Below are 17,728 nucleotides of genomic sequence, written 5' to 3'. Positions count from 1 at the left end.
GTTTTTACTTCCTTTCTGTCATCTCGAGTGCGGGAGACCGCAGATCGAGAACGGGGATGATCGACGCGCTCTGGTCGAACGCGACGCTGAGGGCGACCAGGACTCCGGCCGAACCCGTTTCCAGGTCCAGGGAAAGCCGCAGGAGTTGGTTGCCGGGGAAGGCCAGGTGGCCTTGGTAGGACAGGGCGTGCCAGGCGAGTCGGCGCACGTGGCCACGGACCACGGGCCGGTCCTCGGGCAGGCCGAGGAGGTGAAGAGTCGCGATGGCGCCCGCCCGTCCCATGAACAGGGCCGGGTGACGGATGAACGGCGACCGGGAGGCACGCCGGGCACCGTCGATGACGCTGTGGTGATCCGGTTCGTCACGCCGGGCCAGGTACTGGGACAGGACCAGCGCCAGACCGCCGCTGCCGGTGCCGAGATAGGCGAGGTAGCGGTTGTTCTCCAGCAGCTGGAACGTGCCGTCCGGCAGCACCTGGCCCCGGTCGATCTCGCGCCGCAGCGCCTGCCCGGCCAGGTCGAGATGACGGACCTCGCCGGTGACGTCGTGCAGCTTGAGGAAGTAGGAGGCCACCCCGGTCAGCCCGTACTGGAGGCCGCCCCTTTCCTCCGGCCTGAACATCCGCGACTCGCCGTCGACGACTTCCGCGGCCAGCCGCTCGCCGATGTCCAGGGCCTCGGTGAACAGCCCTTCGTCTCCGGTGGTCTCGGCGAAGTGCAGGAGGTTGAGACCCGCTCCGGCCAGCCCGCTGTGCACTCCGGGTACCACCAGGCCGTCGTGCAGCTTCCGGGCACGGTCGAGCATGTCGAGGGCGTCGTCACGACGTCCGAGCGACTCGAGCGTCGCCGCCACGCCGTGCAACCCGTCCATGAGGCCCGGCCGCGGGTCGGTGGCCCGGCGGGCGGCCGCGACGAGCCAGTCCACATGCTCGGACGCCACCTCGGCACCGACCTGGTGCATCGCCCACAGCACCCCGGCGGCGCCGGTCGCCACGGTGAACCCGCCGGTCGCGAACTGCTGCGGGTCTCCGGGGAAGAGCCGGTCCTCGCGGTCGGGCGTCGCGCTCGCGGTGATCCCCGCCACGAGCGAGTCGCGGATGGCCGGCCAGTCGAGGTTCTCGGTGTCGAACATCCAGGCCGGCCCGTCCTCGCCCAGGGGCCCCGGGCTTTGGCGAACCGCCGCACCATACGCGTCCCGAATCCCGGCGGCACCGGGAAGTGCCCGCTGATGACCTCGGTGAGGGTGGCCAGCTTGACCGGGTCCCGCTCCTGCAGAGGAGTGATCGGCAGGAACATCCACTGCCGCAGGCAGTTCAGGGTGTAGTCGTCGGCTTCGCGGCCGAAGAGGCTGCCCGGCGCGGCGAATCCCGGAGTGGCGAGCCCGGGAGGCTGCGGGTCGGTCAGATCGGAGGCGATCTCGAAGTCGATCAGCGCGACGCGCCCGTCCGGGCGGACGATGACGTTTCCGGGGTGCAGGTCGGTGAAGCGCACCCCCCCTGGCGTGGATGGACATGAGCGCGTGGTCGATCCTGGCCAGGACATCGGTCGCCCACCGGGTGTAGGCGGCCAGTGTCTCGGCGGACGGCTCGGGGCCGACCAGGGGGTAGCGCTCGAACACCTCCTCCATCAAGCTCTTGCCCTCGATGTACTCCTCGACCAGGAAGTGGTGCTCCCAGATCACCGTGTAGTCGAGCAGGCGGGGCACGCACTCCAGACCGCTCAGCCGCTCCAGGATGTCGCGCTCGCGCGCCAGCCGGGCCACCGCGTCGGCACCGTCCCGGTCCAGGCCCGCGTACGGGCGGGCCTCCGACAGCACCACGTACCCGTCGGCGGCCTTGTCCCGGGCGAGGTAGACCCCGCCGCCGTTGGAGAAGTGCAGCGGCCGCTCGATCCGCCAGGGGAACTCCTCCTCGCCGCCCGAACCGTACCTCTCGACCGATGCGCGCAGCACCTCGGGGACGGTGACCCATTCCGGCAGGGTGAACACCGGGGAGCGGTCGTCCGGCACCAGTTGCCCGTCGGGGTCCCGGATCCCGTACATCACCTCACCGTCCGGTCCCTGGTATGTCATCCGGCGGAACCCGCCGTAGCGCACGTAGACCGGTGAGTCCTCGTACCGCAGGTCGCTGAGGATGTACGGGCCGCTGAAGCCCCGCAGGAGCTCGGCCAGCGCGGGCAGCGCCCCGGCCAGCGGGTCCTCGTCGACCGGGTACATCGTGATCAGCTTTCCGCTGCTGCCCCGGTCGGCGTACTTGTTGTTGAGCAGCCGCATGGCGGCCCTGCTCCGGAGGAACTTGACGGCGATGTTCCGGTCGAGGCAGAAGTCCACCACCAGGTCGCAGACGGTGTCGGCGTCGGCGTCGGCCGCCGAGACGTGGATCTTCCACCCCTGCTCCGGGAGCGTGACGCCGGGCGGGTGCAGCGCGAACCACAGATCGTGCTCTCTGAAGCGCCATCCGGCGGGGAGGGGCCGGCGTGTCGCCGGGAACCGGCTGTCGTCGTCGCATGTGCTCAACCGGCTCGAAGAACAGCGGATCTGCATGGCAGAAGGCCAGCAGCTGCGGAAATGCGTCGTCCATCTGGTCGAACTCCTGGGTGCTGAAAGCGTGAGGGGAACTGTTCGGATCAGGCCGTGTTTCCTGACGTCGTTTCCTGACGTCACGCTCCGGCCGCCGGAGACCGGTGACGGTCCGGTTCGAGCACGACCGGCAGCTGGAGGAGATAGCGCACACGGCTCTGCCGGTAATGCAGATCTCGGGGGTCACGGGCGAGCTCCACGTCCGGGAAGCGCCGCGCGAGCGTACCGATGGCGATCTGCGCCTGGGCTCTGGCCAGCGCCGCCCCCAGGCAGTGATGGTGGCCGTACCCGAAGGAGAGATGGGGATTGACCGCCCGCCCGATGTCGAGCGTGTCCGGATCGGCGAACATGGACGGATCCCGGTTGGCGGCCACGAGCGACGCGGCGATGAGGTTGCCCTTCGGGATCGACGTGCCCTCCACGTCGATCGGTGCCGTCGTGTTACGGGCCAGCCCCACCGGGAACGGAGTGACGAACCGCAACAGCTCCTCGACCGCGGGCACGACCAGCGCGGGATCGTCCACGAGCCGCCGCCACTGCTCGCGCTCCCGCAGCAGGGCGGCGACACCGCTCGCCAGCAGCGTGGTCGGCGCCCGGTGCCCGCCCACCATGAGGAACCTGGCCGCCGAGACGAGATCGTTCTCGGACAGGCCGTCGCCTTCGGCTTCGACGACCCAGCCGAGCAAGTCGTCCGAGGGGCGATTCCTCCTGTCCGCGATCAGGACGCGCAGGTAGTCGTCGATGTCGCCGTGCGCGCTGGGCGGTGTGGCGCGCATCCTCTCCACCAGCCACTCGTGGATGTAGCCGCGGTCCCGCTCGGGCACTCCCAGCAGGTCACACAGGACGATCACCGGCAGGGGAAGTGCGAACCTCGCCAGGAGATCGACCTCCTCACCCGTGGGGATCGCGTCCAGCAGCGCGTCGACCTCGCGCTGCATGCGCGGGCGCAGCGCCTCCACTCGCTTCGGCGTGAGGTAATGGCCGACCAGCCGGCGCAGCCGGGTGTGCTCCTGCGCATCGATCGTGATCAGGTCCTGCTCGCCCCGGTGCGCGAGGGCCGGATCATCGGACTGGAGCCGGAACCCGGCCGTGATCTCCACCTCCCCGGCTAACCTCGGGTCGGCGAGGGTCGCGGTGGTCGTCTTGTGTCCGGTCAGGATCCAGGTCGTCGCCACACCTTCCGCGTTGATCCGGTGGACCGGCCCCATCTGCCGTAGCCGCTCGATCACTTCGGGGGCGTTGAGCAGCGCGGGGGTGAGCGCCGGAAGCCTTGCCCAATGCCTCGCGGAAATGACCGCCTGCCGGTCCAGCCCGGCCAGGAAGGAGACGACCGCCGAGGCCGTCGCCCCCGGATCAGCGGCGGTGACCACCAGCGCCGGGCAGGGCGGCTCCGGGACGGGGTCTCCGGGCGTGTGGCCCTCGACGCCGGGCGAGTCCACGGCCACCACGGCGACCACCCGCTCCGGATGGTCGTCCGCGAACTCCATCGCCGTCGGCCCGGCCTCGCCGCGGCCGAGGAGCACGACACGGTCCGGGCTCTCCGGCGCGGCCAGGAAGTCCGTGATCCCCTCAAGGCACGTGGCATGATCACCGGCCGGCACCCCCGCCACTCGTACCTGCCAGCCCCGGGCCGTGAGCTCGTCCTCCAGGCGCTCGTCCCCGGCACACCGGCCGACGATCACCACGACCCGGTCCCCGGCGTCCATGCCCGGTTCGTCATCCCCCGAGGCCGTAACAGGCAGGGTTTCGACGGCGCTGTCGGCGCCTGCTGTCATATCGGCTCACCCCTTGCGGTACCACGGCAATCCAGAACACCTCGTCTGGTTGGGGCATGCCTCTCCTACGGACCTAATGATGATCTTGCGGCCGATCAGGAGAGTTGAAGGTTATCTTGTAGATATTTTGTTAAGGCTCCTGACCTGGGGCTTCGTCCACGGGACGCCGTGCCCCACCGGGGAGATCCGAAGCCTGCGGAGAGACGTGACATCACCCGCACGCGCGCGAGGCGCGGTCGCGAGGATGCCCATCCGGTCGCCGCGGACTCAGCGTGGGCACCCTCGTCCTGTCCCGGCGGCACATCTCCGTGCCGCCGGCCCGGGGTCGATCGTCCAGTGGGCCATCATGGGCCTCGTCCCGTGCCCGGCCCGTCCCATCTCCCGGCGCCGCCGCGGGCGTGCCCATCCCGGGCCGGGCGGCGCGACCACGCGACGACCACCCGCGGACCGGCGGATCGGGTGTCTCCTTGGATCCGTAGTCCGTGCACCGAGAGCACCGAGAGCACCGAGAGCACCGAGAAAGACGCATCATGATCATCGTGACCGCGGACCTGTACGACGAACGGGGTGAGGAGCTCGACCCCTGCGAACTGCGGCTCCGCCGGTACGGCGGACGCCACGCCTTCGGCGGCCCGATCGTGACCGTACGCTGCCGCCAGGACAACGCACCGCTCAAGGTGGGAGAACCCTGCGGCCACCGCTGTGACCGGCCGGGACGGGCACGGCGGCGCCCTGCCCGTTTCGGGGTCCCGGGCCCGGTGCCGCGCCGCCGGCGCCGGGCCGGACGATCCGATGATCGCCGGGTCTTCCGGGGAGAAGACCAAGAGGGACCAAGCCGCTGACAAGTCGTACCGGGCATGCTCATCGAAGCGGTCGTCTCATGACCGCGGTCGCCTGACCGCACCGGTTTCTCTTTCCGCACACGGCAAAGGATTCGCATGAGCCTGCCTGACGAGAGTGGGCACGCTTCCACGCCCACCGCGGCAGCCGGCCCCGTGGCCTCCGCATCCCCGGTGGCCGGCACGATCGGTTCTCCCGTTCCCCCAGGAGGCGTACCGCCCCGGTCTCCGGCCTGAGGCCCCACCTCGCCCATCCCACGCCCCGGCTCTCCCCATCGATCACATCCCCTCGCCGCCGAAGGCGGGCCACACCGCCCGCAGAGGCCGTAGCAATCCCGTAGACCTTCTCTCACGTCCATCCGGACACACCGCCGGACCACCGATGAGCCGCGTCCGCACCGCACCGTCGACCGGTCCGGCCTGACGCCGGTTGAACCGCCGTTCCGGCTCCGAAGGCTTCGGTCAGGAGGGGCGGCCTTGAAAGCCCCCCTGTAGGAAACATGACAAAACCCGTCGCACATGCGGCGGTTTCTCCCGCCGCATCGGATCCGTCCGCTGCGCCGACTCTTAGGTGATGAGGGTGGAGTTCCTGGTTCTGGGTTCAGTGGAGGCTCACGACAACGGAGTCCCCATCGACCTGATCGGCCCACGCCAGCGTGCGGTGCTGGCGCGGCTGCTGCTCGCCCACGGGGCCGTCGTCCCCGTGGACACACTGATCGACGACCTGTACGACGGCGCTCCCCCGGCGAGCGCGCTTGCCGCGCTTTACACGTACGTGTCCAACCTGCGCCGGGCCATCGAACCCGACCGCGCCTCTCCCCGGATACTCGTCACCCGGGCTCCGGGCTACCTGCTGCCCACCGCCGACGTGGACGCGATCCGGTTCGCCGAACTGGTCACCGCAGCGGAATCGTGCCCGCCCGGCGAAGCGCTCGCCCGCCTGGAGGAGGCGCTGCGGCTGTGGCGGGGCCTGCCCTACGGTGAGTTCGCCGACAAGCCATGGGCGACCGCCGAGGTCAACCGGCTGTGCGAACTGCGTCTGGTCGCGATCGAACGACGCGCCCAGGCGCTGCTCGACTGCGGCCGCCCGCAACCAGTGATCACCGACCTGGAGGCCGAGACCACCGCTCACCCGCTGCGGGAACGTCTGTGGTGCCTGCTGGCCCTGGCCCTGTACCGCACCGGCCGCCAGGCCGACGCCCTGGCCGCGCTGCGCCGGGCCGGCGACATCCTGACCTCTCAGTTGGGTCTGGACCCCGGTTCCGAGTTGCGGAAGCTGGAGAACGACATCCTCCGGCAGTCCGACTCGCTCGCCCTCCCGCCCCTGCCCACCGCCCCGGTACCCCTGGTCGCGCCGCCGGCACCGCTCTCCTCCCGACACCGGATCATGATCGGCAGGCAACGCCAGCTCGCGAAGCTGACGACGCTGCCGCTCCGCATGGGCCGCAACGGCGTGGCCACCGCCGCGGTCAGCGGCGAGCCGGGTATCGGCAAGACACGATTGCTGGAGGCGTTCCACGATCACTGCGTCGATCTCGGATATCTGGTGTTGTGGGGCCGCTGCCACGACGCCGAGGGAGTCCCGCCGCTGTGGCCCTGGCTGCAGGTGCTGCGCACGCTGGCCGAGACCTCCGCGCCACCGGACCGTCAGGCGCTGGCCGGGCTGCTGGACGACGAGCGGCCCGACCGCGCCACCGGGGTGACGCTGTTCCAGCGCAACCAGGCCATCGCGCAGTGGCTCGTCGCGACCACGCGATCCCGGCCCCTGGTGATCATCCTGGACGACCTGCACGGGGCCGACCCGGCCTCGCTCGAACTACTCAGGGACGTCACCGTGCTGACCGGAGGACTGGCCGAGGCCGTCCCGCTGACGCTGGTCACCGCCTTCCGCGAGACGGCCCTGCGGGACATCGCCATCCACGGCGGTGACTTCCCGGGCTGCGCTTCGGACCTGTCGGTGAACGACGTACTGGGACAACTCGCCTGCTACGACCTGCTGCGCATCCGCCTGACCGGGCTGGAAATCGAGGACGTACGGGTGGTCGCGGCCGCGATGGGCGTCGAGGTGGACGACTCCACCGCCAGATGGCTGGCCGAGCGGACCGGCGGCAACCCGTTCTTCGTCCGGGAAAGCGCCCGGCTGCTGGCCCAGGGCCGGGGCCGGGAGGCGGTACCCGACGCGGTGGCCGATCTGATCCGTCGTCGGCTGGCCGCGCTCGGATCCCGGGCCGTCGAAGTGCTCGCGACCGCCGCGGTGATCGGCCGGGACTTCGACCCCGGGATGGTCGCCGAGGTGTGCCGGGCCGCCGGGGCGGAACCGTCGCAGGCCTACCACGTCCTGGACCGGGCCGTCCAGACCGGGTTGATCATCTCCAGGAGCGGTTCCATGGCTTTCACCCACGACCTGGTCCGGGAGACCCTGATCGGTGACATCCCGCCGCTGCGCAAGGCGATGCTCCACCGGGAGGTGATGACCGCCCTGGCCTCCCAGCCGGCCGCCGACGTGACCGTCATCGCCCATCACGCGGCGGGGGCCGGCCCGGTGGCGTACCGGGAAACGGTGCACTGGGCCCGCGCGGCGGCCCGGCAAGCGAGCCGGCGCATGGCGTACGGGGAGGCCGCCACATGGTGGGGCCGGGCCGTCGCCGCGCACAGCGCCTGCGCCGGCGACCCGGCCGAGCACGTGGAGCTGCTGTCGCGGCAGGCCCACACCCTGCTGCAGGCCGGAGACGCGCTGAGCGCCCGGCGCGTCCGGGCCGAGGCCGTACGCGTCACCGACCGGGCCGACACGCACCCCGAGCTGACCGCCCGGGCCCTCACCGCGCTGTCCGCCCCGTCGAGCTTGGGGCTGCGCAACACATGCGAGGCAGTGGAGCCGCGGCTGGTGGAGCAGTTCGAGGCCGTGCTGCGCGCGCTGCCCGAGACCGACAGCCCGGAGCGGGTCCTGCTCCTGGGCGGCCTGGCCCAGGAACTGTACGACGGGAGCGGCAACCCGCGCTGCCGTTCCCTATCCGCCGAGGCCGTCGCGATGGCACGCAGACTGGAGGATCCGCATCTGCTGATGCGGGCGCTCAACGTGCACGGCCTGCTCCTGCCCCAGGCGACCCACATCCCCGAGCTCATGGAGGTCATCGACGAGATGTACGAACTCGCGCTGCGTGCCCGGGCGCCGGAGTTCGAACTGCTCGCCCAGATGATGTACACCCACCACCGGCTGGAGATGTTCGACCTGGCCGGTGCCGACCGGGCCGCCGCTCACTGCGACGTCATGCTCGAACGCCTGCAGCTGCCCTGGCTGCGTTTCCACCACACCATGTGGCGGGCCGGCCGGCTCGCCCTGGCCGGCCGGTTCGACGACGCCGACATCGTGTACGGCGAGGCCGAGCGGCAGGCCGAACGGACCGGCATGTGGTACGCCGACACGATCGCGGTGATCGGGCGTCTCATGCTGTGCTTCCAGCGAGGCACGATGGCCGACGCCGGACCGCTGATCGACCTGATCACCGGCGTCCATCCGAGCATGGATCACGACGCCCGGATACTGGAACTGTGCGCGCGCGGCCTCGTGGACGAAGCCCGGGCCGCCACCCGGGAAGGGTGGCCGACCCCGTCGGCGGACTGGTCGTGGCTGAGCATGACCTGCCTGCAGGGGGCGGCCCAGGCCGCCGTCGGTGACGTGCCGGCCTGCCGGGAGACGTACGAGAAACTGCTGCCCTACGCCGGGCGGATCGCCGTGGGGTCCGCGGTGGTCTGCGTGGGGCCCGTGGACGGGTTCCTGACACGGCTCGCCTTCAGCGCCGGCGACCCCGCGTCGGCCTCCTGGCACCTGACGTCGCTGAAGCGGCTGGCGGCCCGGCACAGGCTCGGAAGCCATGTGATGCCGGCCGGTGAGACGTCACAGGCGGGCGGTCGCGGTAGCGAGGGTCGAAGGTCCCGCGAAGGCCGTCGCGAACCCATCGGCGGATGCGCGGGCGGCTCCCCCGCGGCCGTGGCATCCCCGTGATCCGCGAGGAAACGACGAGGTCGTCACCGCACGCCGGAGACCAGATCCCGCCCGGCCGCTTCACCCGGAGAATGCCGAACATGTCCATCGCGGGGATTCCGGGACACCATCGAGCCACCGGCGACTCGCGATGTCCGCGACCTCTGAACGCGTTTTGCGGGAACCGCTCGCGAGGCGGGTGACATTCTTTAGGTCGCCAAGGAGATCCGAGAGGCCGAGATCGTTCCGGACAGCGGAACTCACGGTGTCGCTCCATGCGGCGATCGGTAGCGCGTAGCACTCATCACGGATGCTCTCCTGTGCGTCAAGAGGTCCGAGCGGGTTGCCCTCGCCGGTCCGGCGGGCGGCATGCCCGGCCAGGTAGGGCACCAGTTCCCGGCCCAAGGGCTCGACCGTGATCGTCCGGGCACACGTTTTCCCTGGTAGCGGAGGCGGACGGGAATCGAACCCGCCAGGCCGAGGGTCTCGGTCTCAACGGTTTTGAAGACCGCGGGGGCCACCAGGCACCCAGACGCCTCCACGGGAGAACCTACCCGCAGCCGGGTATGGGTGGGAGGCGGCCCGCCGCGTCGTACGACGACGGATGACGGCGCGGACGACGGGCGTGACGTGCGAGCCGGGCACCGAGCGAGGAGCGTGCCGGACGAGCGGGAGCCCGCCAGGTGGAGAGAACGCACGGGTGGGCGGGGAACACGCCGGACGATGGGGACGGGGCATGGTGGGGATGACAGGGCCGGGCACCTCGGCGACCTCCGAGGCGGCGGGACGGGATGTGATCCGGATGACCCGGTACGCGCACGGGGGCGGCTGCGCCTGCAAGATCCCACCCGGTGAGCTGGAGGCCATGGTCACGGGCCTACTGCCCGGTCCCGGCCCGGATGACCTACCCGGTTCCAGCCCGGACGGGCCACCCGGTTCCAGCCCGGACGGGCCGCCGCCCGGTCATGACCCGGACGGGCGGTACGCGTTCCCTTCCCCCGCCGGGGAACTGGTCGTCGGCCTGGACGACGGGGACGACGCCGCAGTGGTCCGCATCGAGGGCGGCCGGGCGGTCGTGGCCACCGCCGACTTCTTCACGCCCGTGGTGGACGACCCCTACGACTGGGGGCGGATCGCGGCGGCCAACGCCCTGTCGGACGTCTACGCGGTGGGCGGGGAGCCGCTGGTCGCGGTCAACCTGCTCGGCTGGCCCCGGGAGAAGCTGCCGATGGAACTGGCCCGGGAGGTGCTGCGCGGCGGCCTGGACGTGGCGCGGGCCGCCGCCTGCCACGTCGCGGGCGGGCACAGCGTCGACGATCCGGAGCCGAAGTACGGCATGGCCGTCACCGGACTGGCCGATCCCGACCGGCTGCTGCGCATCGGCGGCGGGCGGCCCGGACTGCCGATCTCGCTGACCAAGCCGCTCGGCGTCGGCGTGCTCAACACCCGGCACAAGGCCACCGGGGAGGTCTTCCCGCAGGCGGTGGCCGTGATGACCACGCTGAACCGTGAAGCCTCGCGGGCGGCGCTCGCCGCGGGCGCCGGGTGCGCCACGGACGTGACCGGGTTCGGGTTCCTCGGCCACCTCTACAAGCTGGCCAGGGCGAGCCGCGTCACGGCGGTGGTCGACGCGGCGGCCGTGCCGTACCTGGAGGGGGCCCGCGAGGCCGTGCGGGACGGCTACGTCAGCGGCGGCACCCGGCGCAACCTGGCCTGGGTCGGGCCGCACCTCGACACCGGGTGCCTCGGCGAGGAGGAGCTGCTGCTGCTCGCCGACGCCCAGACGTCCGGGGGGCTGCTTGTCGCGGGGGAGGTTCCCGGCGCTCCGATCGTCGGCGAGCTGGTGCCCTTCGACGGTCTCGCCCTGCGACTGCGCTGACGGACCCTACGGCCACGAGCGGGCCGGCTCCGGGACGGACGCGTGCTCGCCCGCTTCCAGGCGCCGCCGCTGGGGCACCACCGTGTACCTGGGGTCGGTGGCCGAGGCCCGGCCCGCCTCCAGGACGGCGAAGCGGGTGAACAGGGAACCGGCGGTCAGCGCGAGGCCGGACAGCGCGGTGAGCACGCGGTGGCGGCCGGCGACCACGGCGAGCAGGCCACCGGCCACCGTCAGCGCGCGGGCCGCGCGCATCCGGCGGCCCGCCTTCCCCTGCCGGTACGGCTCACCGACGAGGCCGAGCCGGTGTTCCATCACCGTGCCCGCGACCGTCTCCACGGCCGCCCCCAGCGCGGCGGCGGCGCGGGCCGGGGCGGCCTCGGCGCGGGGCGTGGTCAGCATCCCGGCGGCGCCCGCCGCGGCCAGCGCGCTCCCGGCGAACACGAACGGCAGCTCGCGGCGGGCCTCGTGCCAGGCGGGCACCGCGGTGTCGGCCAGGAGCACGGCGGTGTAGGTCGCCATCAGCGGGCCGGTCACCGCCGTGGCGGCGACCGCCGCGTCCCCGGCGGCGGGCAGCACGGCGACGACCGCGGGAACACGCGGGAACGCAGTGGCGACCGCGGGAACACGGGGGAACGCGGTGGTGACCATGGGGACACGCGGGAGCCCGGCGGTGACCGCCGGGGCGGCGGCGAGGGCGGCCAGGCCGCTGTGCACGGCCAGCAGCCAGGAGCCCATGCTCATCGGGGAGGTGGGCTTGAACACGCGGAGCATGTTGAGGAAGCGTTCCGGCCTGCCGAGTTCGGCGACGAGGAAACCCGCGCCGGCGGTCGCGCCGAGCGCAGCCGTGGCCCCGGCGGTGCGCGCCAGGTGGTCGTACCCGGTGAGCCGGGCCATGGCGGCCATCGTCGAGGCGGCCCCGGACAGCCCGCCGAGGTAGAGGTAGGCGGGCATGTGGGGTTCGTGCCAGACAGGTGACTTGATGATCGGCTGCCCGTAGTAGGAGCGGAACTCCGCCTCCGGCACCATGGACTCCTCGCCCCGCCTCACCGCGACCGCCCCCGCCGGCCGCGTCCCGGGGCCGGTCGGCGCGTCGTCTCCTCCGGGCACCCGTCGATCACGACCGGACGCGTCACCGCCTCCCCGCGACACCCGGAGAGCCGCACCCGGCGCGTCATCGTCTCCTCCCCGCTCCCAGGAAGGACAGGGCGACGGCTCCCGCCAGGGAGAGCGCGGCGCCTCCCGCCCAACGCCACATCGCGGGCAGGTCCCGGGTGGTGACCACCGGGTCGGGCGGCAGGCCGTACACCTCGGGCTCGTCGAGCAGCAGGAAGAACGCCCCGTCGCCGCCCACGCCGTCGCCGGGGTCGGCGCCGTACAGCCGCGCCTCGGTCCTGCCCTCGTCGTGCAGGCGTTCCACCCGTTCCCTGGCGCGGTCCCGCAGTTCCTCCAGCGGCCCGAACTGGATGGAGTCGGTCGGGCACGCCTTGGCGCAGGCCGGTTCCAGCCCACCGAGCTGGCGGTCGTAGCACAGCGTGCACTTGAACGCCCGCCCGTCGCGTTCCCGGCGCTCGATCACCCCGTACGGGCAGGCCGGAACGCAGTAGCCGCAGCCGTTGCAGACGTCGGCCTGCACCACGACCGAGCCGAACTCGGTGCGGAACAGCGCTCCGGTCGGGCAGACGTCCAGGCACGCGGCGTGCGTGCAGTGCTTGCACACGTCCGACGCCATCAGCCAGCCTTCGAGGCCCTCCTCGCCGCCCGCGGCGCCAGGCTTCCGGCCTTCCTGCGTTTCGCGCACCCGGGACGGCTGTTCGATGAAGGCCACGTGCCGCCAGGTGCTCGCCCCGAGGCCGCCGGTGTTGTCGTAGGAGGTGGCCCGGAAGACGAACCCGTCATCGGGCACGTCGTTCCACTCCTTGCAGGCGACCTCGCACGCCTTGCACCCGATGCAGACGCTCGTGTCGGTGAAGAACCCCATCCGCTCAGCCATGCCGGTACTCCTCGATCAGGTCGAGCAGGGCCCTGCCCGTGGGGCGCCTGCCGGGCCGCAGGTCGCAGGTGGTGGCCTTGCCCTCCTGGATGTAGACGTTCGGGTCGAGGGCGAGAGGCAGCAGGTCGTTGACGACGTCACCGGTCACCAGGCCGTGCCCGCCCCAGTGGTACGGCAGGCCGATCTGGTGGACCGTCCGGCCCTGGACGCGGAGCGGGCGGAGCCGTTCGGTCACCAGGACGCGGGCCTCGATCGCGGTGCGGGTCGTCACGATCGTCGCCCAGCCGCCGTTGACCAGGCCCAGTTCGGCGGCGAGCGCCGGGGACACCTCGCAGAACAGCTCGGGTTGCAGCTCCGACAGGTAGGCGAGGGTCCGGCTCATGCCGCCCGCGGTGTGGTGCTCGGTGAGCCGGTAGGTGGTGAGCACGTACGGGAAGCGCGGCGACCCCGGCGGGTTGTAGGGGGATTCGGGGCGGTCGTAGACCTTGCGGGTGGGGTTGGCCTGCCGACCGTAGAGCGTGCTGCGCACCGGCGACTCGTGCGACTCGTAGTGCGTGGGCAGCGGCCCGTCGGCCAGGCCCGCCGGGGCGAACAGCCAGCCCTTGCCGTCCGACTGCATGATGAACGGGTCGGTCCCGGCCAGCGCCGCCTGGGCGAGGGCTCCGTCGGGCGGCAGGTAGTCCGGCGGTTTGCCGGGCTCGAAGTCCGGGACGTCGTGCCCGGTCCACCGCCTACGCTCGGCGTCCCACCACACGTACGCCTTGCGTTCGCTCCACGGGCGGCCCTCGGGGTCGGCGGAGGCCCGGTTGTAGAGGATGCGCCGGTTGGCCGGCCACGCCCAGCCCCACTCGGGCGCGACGAGGCTCTGCTCGCGGCCGGGCCTGCGCCGGGCCGCCTGGTTGACCTCCTCGGCGTAGACCCCGCAGTAGATCCAGCAACCGCACCGGGTGGAGCCGTCGTCACGCAGCTCGGTGTAGGACGACAGTGCCCGCCCGTCGGGGCCGGTGCCGTTGATCTCGCGCAGCACGGCCTCGGCCGAGGGTTCGGCGTGCTCGCCGTGCTCGGGGTAGTCCCAGGTCAGCTCCCGGAGTGGCCGGTCGATCTCGTCGCCGGACAGCCGCTGTCTGATCCGTTTGCCGAGGTGGTGGTAGAACCACAGCTCGCTGCGGCAGTCGCCGGGCGGGTCGAGTGCCTTCTCACGCCACTGCAGCAGCCGCTGGGTGTTGGTGAAGGTGCCCTCCTTCTCCACGTGGCTCGCGGCGGGCAGGAAGAACACCTCGGTGGCGATGTCCTCGGTGCGCATCTCGCCGGTCTCCAGCTCCGGGCCGTCCTTCCAGAAGGTGGCCGTCTCCACCAGGGTCAGGTCGCGCACCACCAGCCAGTCGAGGTTGGCCAGCCCGAGCCGCTGGGCCTTGCCACCGGAGGAGCCGACCGCCGGGTTCTCCCCCACCACGAAGTAGCCCTTCACGGTGCCGTCGATCTGTCCCATCACGGTGGTGTAGTGGCCGTGGTCGCCGGTGATGCGCGGCAGGTGGCCGAAGCAGAAGTCGTTGTCGCCGGTGGCGGCCTCCCCCCACCACGTCTTGAGCAGGCTGACCATGTAGGAGCGCCGGTTGCCCCAGAAGCCCGTGCCGGACCCGACCCCGGCCAGGTAGTCGTCCAGCCCCTCGTGCAGGTGGGCGTGGGGCATCGGCAGGTAACCCGGCAGCAGGTTGAACAGGGTCGGGATGTCGGTGGAGCCCTGGATGCTGGCGTGGCCGCGCAGCGCCAGGATGCCACCGCCGGGGCGGCCCATGTTGCCGAGCAGCAGTTGCAGGATCGCCGCGGTGCGGATGTACTGCACACCCACGGTGTGCTGGGTCCAGCCGACCGAGTAGACCCAGGCGGTGGTGCGCTCGCGGCCGGAGTTCGCGGTGATCGCGTCGGCGAGTTCGGCGAACGCCTCCGGGGGGATGCCGCACAGCTCCTCCACCAGCTCCGGGGTGTAGCGGGCGAAGTGCCGTTTGACGATCTGGTAGACGCAGCGGGGGTGCCGCAGCGTCGGGTCGGTGGGCGGTGTGGCGGATGCCGGGGGCCCGCCGGAGCCGTACTGGTGGGGGCCCGCCGCCTCGGCGTGCCGGTGGCCGCCCTCCAGGTCCTCGCCTTCCGCCTCCTCCTCGGCCGATCCCTCGTACGACCAGCTCGACGGGTCGTACTTGCGCCTTTCGGGGTCGAAGCCGGAGAACAGCCCGTCCAGGTCCTCGGTGTCGCGGAAGCGTCCGGACACGATCGTCGAGGCGTTGGTGTAGGCGAGCACGTACTCGCGGAAGTCGAGCTCGTTGGTCAGCACGTGGTTGATCAGCGCGCCGAGCAGGACGATGTCGGTCCCGGCGCGGATCGGGATGTGCCGGTGGGCGAGCGCGCTGGTCCGGGTGAAGCGCGGGTCGACGTGGAACACCTTCGCACCGCGTGCCCTGGCCTCCACCACCCACTGGAACCCCACCGGGTGGCATTCGGCCATGTTGGAGCCCTGGATGACGATGCAGTCGGCGTTCACCAGGTCCTGCTGGTAGGACGTCGCGCCGCCACGCCCGAAGCTGGTCCCCAGACCGGGGACGGTGGAGGAGTGTCAAATACGGGCCTGGTTCTCCACCTGGATCGCCCCCAGGGCGGTGTAGAGCTTCTTCATCAGGTAGTTCTCCTCATCGTCCAGCGTGGCCCCGCCCAGGCTGGCGATGCCCAGGGTGCGCCGGACGACCTTGCCGTCCTCCTCCTGCTGCCAGGTCTCCCGCCGGGTCCGCAGCACCCGGTCGGTGATCATGTCCATCGCGGTGTCGAGGTCGAGCCGTTCCCATCCGGTGCCGTGCGGACGCCGGTGAAGCACGTGGGTCTGCCGCCCGGGGTGGGTGACGAGCTGTTTGCTCGCCGATCCCTTGGGGCAGAGCCGGCCGCGCGAGATGGGTGAGTCGGGGTCGCCCTCGATCTGGGTGACCCGGCCGTCCTTGACGTAGACCAGCTGGCCGCAGCCGACCGCGCAGTACGGGCAGACCGACCGCGCGACCGTGTCGGCTTCCTCGGTGCGGGGGCGTAGCGCGTCGGTGCGGGGCGAGCGCGCGGCGTCACCCCTGGGGTCCTGTCCCCGCAGCTGCCGGAGCACCGGCCAGCGGAGGATCCGTTTCCTCCGTGCCATGCCGCGAGTCATACCCGGACATACGCCCTCTAATACCCCGGTCGTGCTCAGTGATCTCTGGCGTGTCGCCGCCGGGTGACGGGCTCGCCGAGTGCGTGCCCGGCGGCATGCCCGATGGCATGGCCGGGGGGAAGGCCGGCGCCGGGTCTGCGGCCGGTCAGTGGATCAGCTGATACTTGGTCGACAGGCTGCCGCTGTTGATGCTGCAGTCATAGCCGCTGGTCGTCGCGGTGTACGTCCAGCCGCTCGGCACGGTGCAGGCCCACAGTCCGTTGGCCGGCTGCCTGATGCGATAGGTCGAGGTCGGGATGCCCGAGCTGAACTGACAGGTGGTGGTGTAGGTGAGCAGGTCGTAGGTCCAGCCCGGCACGGTCGCGCAGGAGGTCAGTCCGTCGACGGGGGTGCGCAGGCGGAACGTCGTGGCCGGGTAGCCGGCCACGTAAGGGCTGCAGGCCGAGGTGAAGGTGCGCTGGTCGAAGACGAATCCGGGGGCCGTCCTGCACGACGTCAAGCCGTCGGCGGGGGTGCGCAGATGGTAGATGGGGCTGACCGAGGAGGTCTGACTGCACCGGTGGTCGTGCTGGATCTCGTCGTAGACGTAACCGGCGGGCACCGTGCACGCCCAGGTTCCGTCGAGGCCCGGGGGCCTCGCCGGTGCCGCGGACACGGCGGTGAGGTCCGTGACGAGCAGGGCCGCCGTCACCGCGATGGCGAAGGCGACGCGTCTGAAGAGGCGGGACGGTCCGGCGGTGGGCATGGATGTCTCCTCGGCACACGGGGGTGATCGGATTTGGAACCGCTCGTGCCGCCTGATTTATAACACCGATGCACATGTCGAGAAAGGTGACATTGGCGTATATGCGCACCTGATGATCGCCTGGAAACAGGGATGTGAATCCGGACTCCCCCTCCACCCACTGCTGTCTTTCGCGGTCAACCGAGATCTTTTCCGCCGAAGTGCGATGCAATGCACCGGCACCGGCACCGGCACCGGCACCGATAGAAAGATCGTCGGTTGCCGGACGAGCGTTTCCGCGGCCGTGCCACGCCCCACGGTCGCACTCCGCCGGCCCCGAACCCCGCCTTCCCCGCGTCTCGCGCGTCGCCGACGCCCATGCCGACGCCGAACGGTGCGCTAAGGCGCACGTCGCCGAGGGGATCGGTGACCTTCGGACCGGCGGCGATCGGCATCGGCGTCACACCGGGAGGAATCATCTCCGCCCGGAGACGATTTCGAGCCACAGAGATTTCCTGTTCATTCCTGATGCGGGCTTCAACAGCGTTTGTCGTCCTGTTTTTGTCATCCACTTACCGTCGTATCGACGTCGCGGGTGAACGATCGGGTGACCATGGATCGGTCATCTCCCACGGACCGGGATACGGGGCGTGAACGGATTTCCGAAGCCGGATGCCCGAGTTCCGGCAGAACGGTTTATGAAATGGAGGGAAAACACCCGTTCGCGGTGCCGCACACCCCGTCCGACGAACCCGGAAGAGATGGAAGAACCTGTCCGGC

8 protein-coding genes and 1 tRNA gene are annotated in these 17,728 nt (G+C 71.3%); 2 read left to right on the top strand and 7 right to left on the bottom strand.

Going from position 1 to position 17,728, the window contains the following annotated elements; translation table 11 throughout:
* Positions 1-4 precede the first annotated feature (4 nt).
* Both F4562_RS31095 and F4562_RS31090 read right to left on the bottom strand, forming a co-directional pair.
* Positions 5-2,515, bottom strand: a complete 2,511-nt coding sequence (locus F4562_RS31095; RefSeq protein ID WP_184540227.1) for a class III lanthionine synthetase LanKC N-terminal domain-containing protein — start codon at positions 2,513-2,515, stop codon at positions 5-7.
* A gap of 143 nt (positions 2,516-2,658) precedes the next feature.
* Complete coding sequence (locus tag F4562_RS31090; protein ID WP_184540225.1) at positions 2,659-4,353, bottom strand: cytochrome P450; 1,695 nt, start codon at positions 4,351-4,353, stop codon at positions 2,659-2,661.
* Between the two features lie 1,419 nt (positions 4,354-5,772).
* On the opposite strand from F4562_RS31090, the gene F4562_RS31085 reads away from it, so the two are divergent.
* On the top strand, positions 5,773-9,195 hold the full coding sequence (locus F4562_RS31085; RefSeq protein ID WP_184540222.1) for an ATP-binding protein: 3,423 nt from the start codon (positions 5,773-5,775) through the stop codon (positions 9,193-9,195).
* Positions 9,196-9,621: 426 nt separating this feature from the next.
* Here F4562_RS31085 and F4562_RS31080 read toward each other — a convergent pair.
* Positions 9,622-9,714, bottom strand: a tRNA-Sec gene (locus F4562_RS31080).
* 205 nt (positions 9,715-9,919) lie between these two features.
* On the opposite strand from F4562_RS31080, the gene selD reads away from it, so the two are divergent.
* A complete protein-coding gene (gene selD / locus F4562_RS31075; RefSeq protein ID WP_184540765.1) occupies positions 9,920-11,053 on the top strand; it encodes a selenide, water dikinase SelD in 1,134 nt (377 codons plus the stop codon).
* Between the two features lie 6 nt (positions 11,054-11,059).
* On the opposite strand, the gene nrfD is transcribed toward selD, so the two are convergent.
* From nrfD to F4562_RS31050, 4 genes are all read right to left on the bottom strand, one after another.
* Positions 11,060-12,079, bottom strand: coding sequence for an NrfD/PsrC family molybdoenzyme membrane anchor subunit (gene nrfD / locus F4562_RS31070; RefSeq protein ID WP_184540220.1), 1,020 nt, complete (start codon positions 12,077-12,079; stop codon positions 11,060-11,062).
* A 145-nt stretch (positions 12,080-12,224) separates the two neighbouring features.
* Positions 12,225-13,043 (bottom strand): 4Fe-4S dicluster domain-containing protein, encoded by an 819-nt coding sequence (locus tag F4562_RS31065; protein ID WP_184540218.1) that lies wholly within the window; start codon positions 13,041-13,043, stop codon positions 12,225-12,227.
* Complete coding sequence (fdh, locus tag F4562_RS31060) at positions 13,036-16,212, bottom strand: formate dehydrogenase (RefSeq protein ID WP_221206563.1); 3,177 nt, start codon at positions 16,210-16,212, stop codon at positions 13,036-13,038. The genes F4562_RS31065 and fdh overlap by 8 nt, the downstream gene beginning before the upstream one ends.
* A gap of 157 nt (positions 16,213-16,369) precedes the next feature.
* The gene (locus F4562_RS31050; RefSeq protein ID WP_184540214.1) at positions 16,370-16,969 is read right to left on the bottom strand and encodes a hypothetical protein; all 600 of its coding nucleotides are present in this window, start codon (positions 16,967-16,969) and stop codon (positions 16,370-16,372) included.
* Positions 16,970-17,728: the final 759 nt, after the last annotated feature.

Source organism: Streptosporangium becharense, from assembly GCF_014204985.1.
Lineage (GTDB): Bacteria > Actinomycetota > Actinomycetes > Streptosporangiales > Streptosporangiaceae > Streptosporangium > Streptosporangium becharense.
Note: the sequence above shows the minus strand (reverse complement) of the source record. Positions and strands in the feature narration are given on the sequence as shown.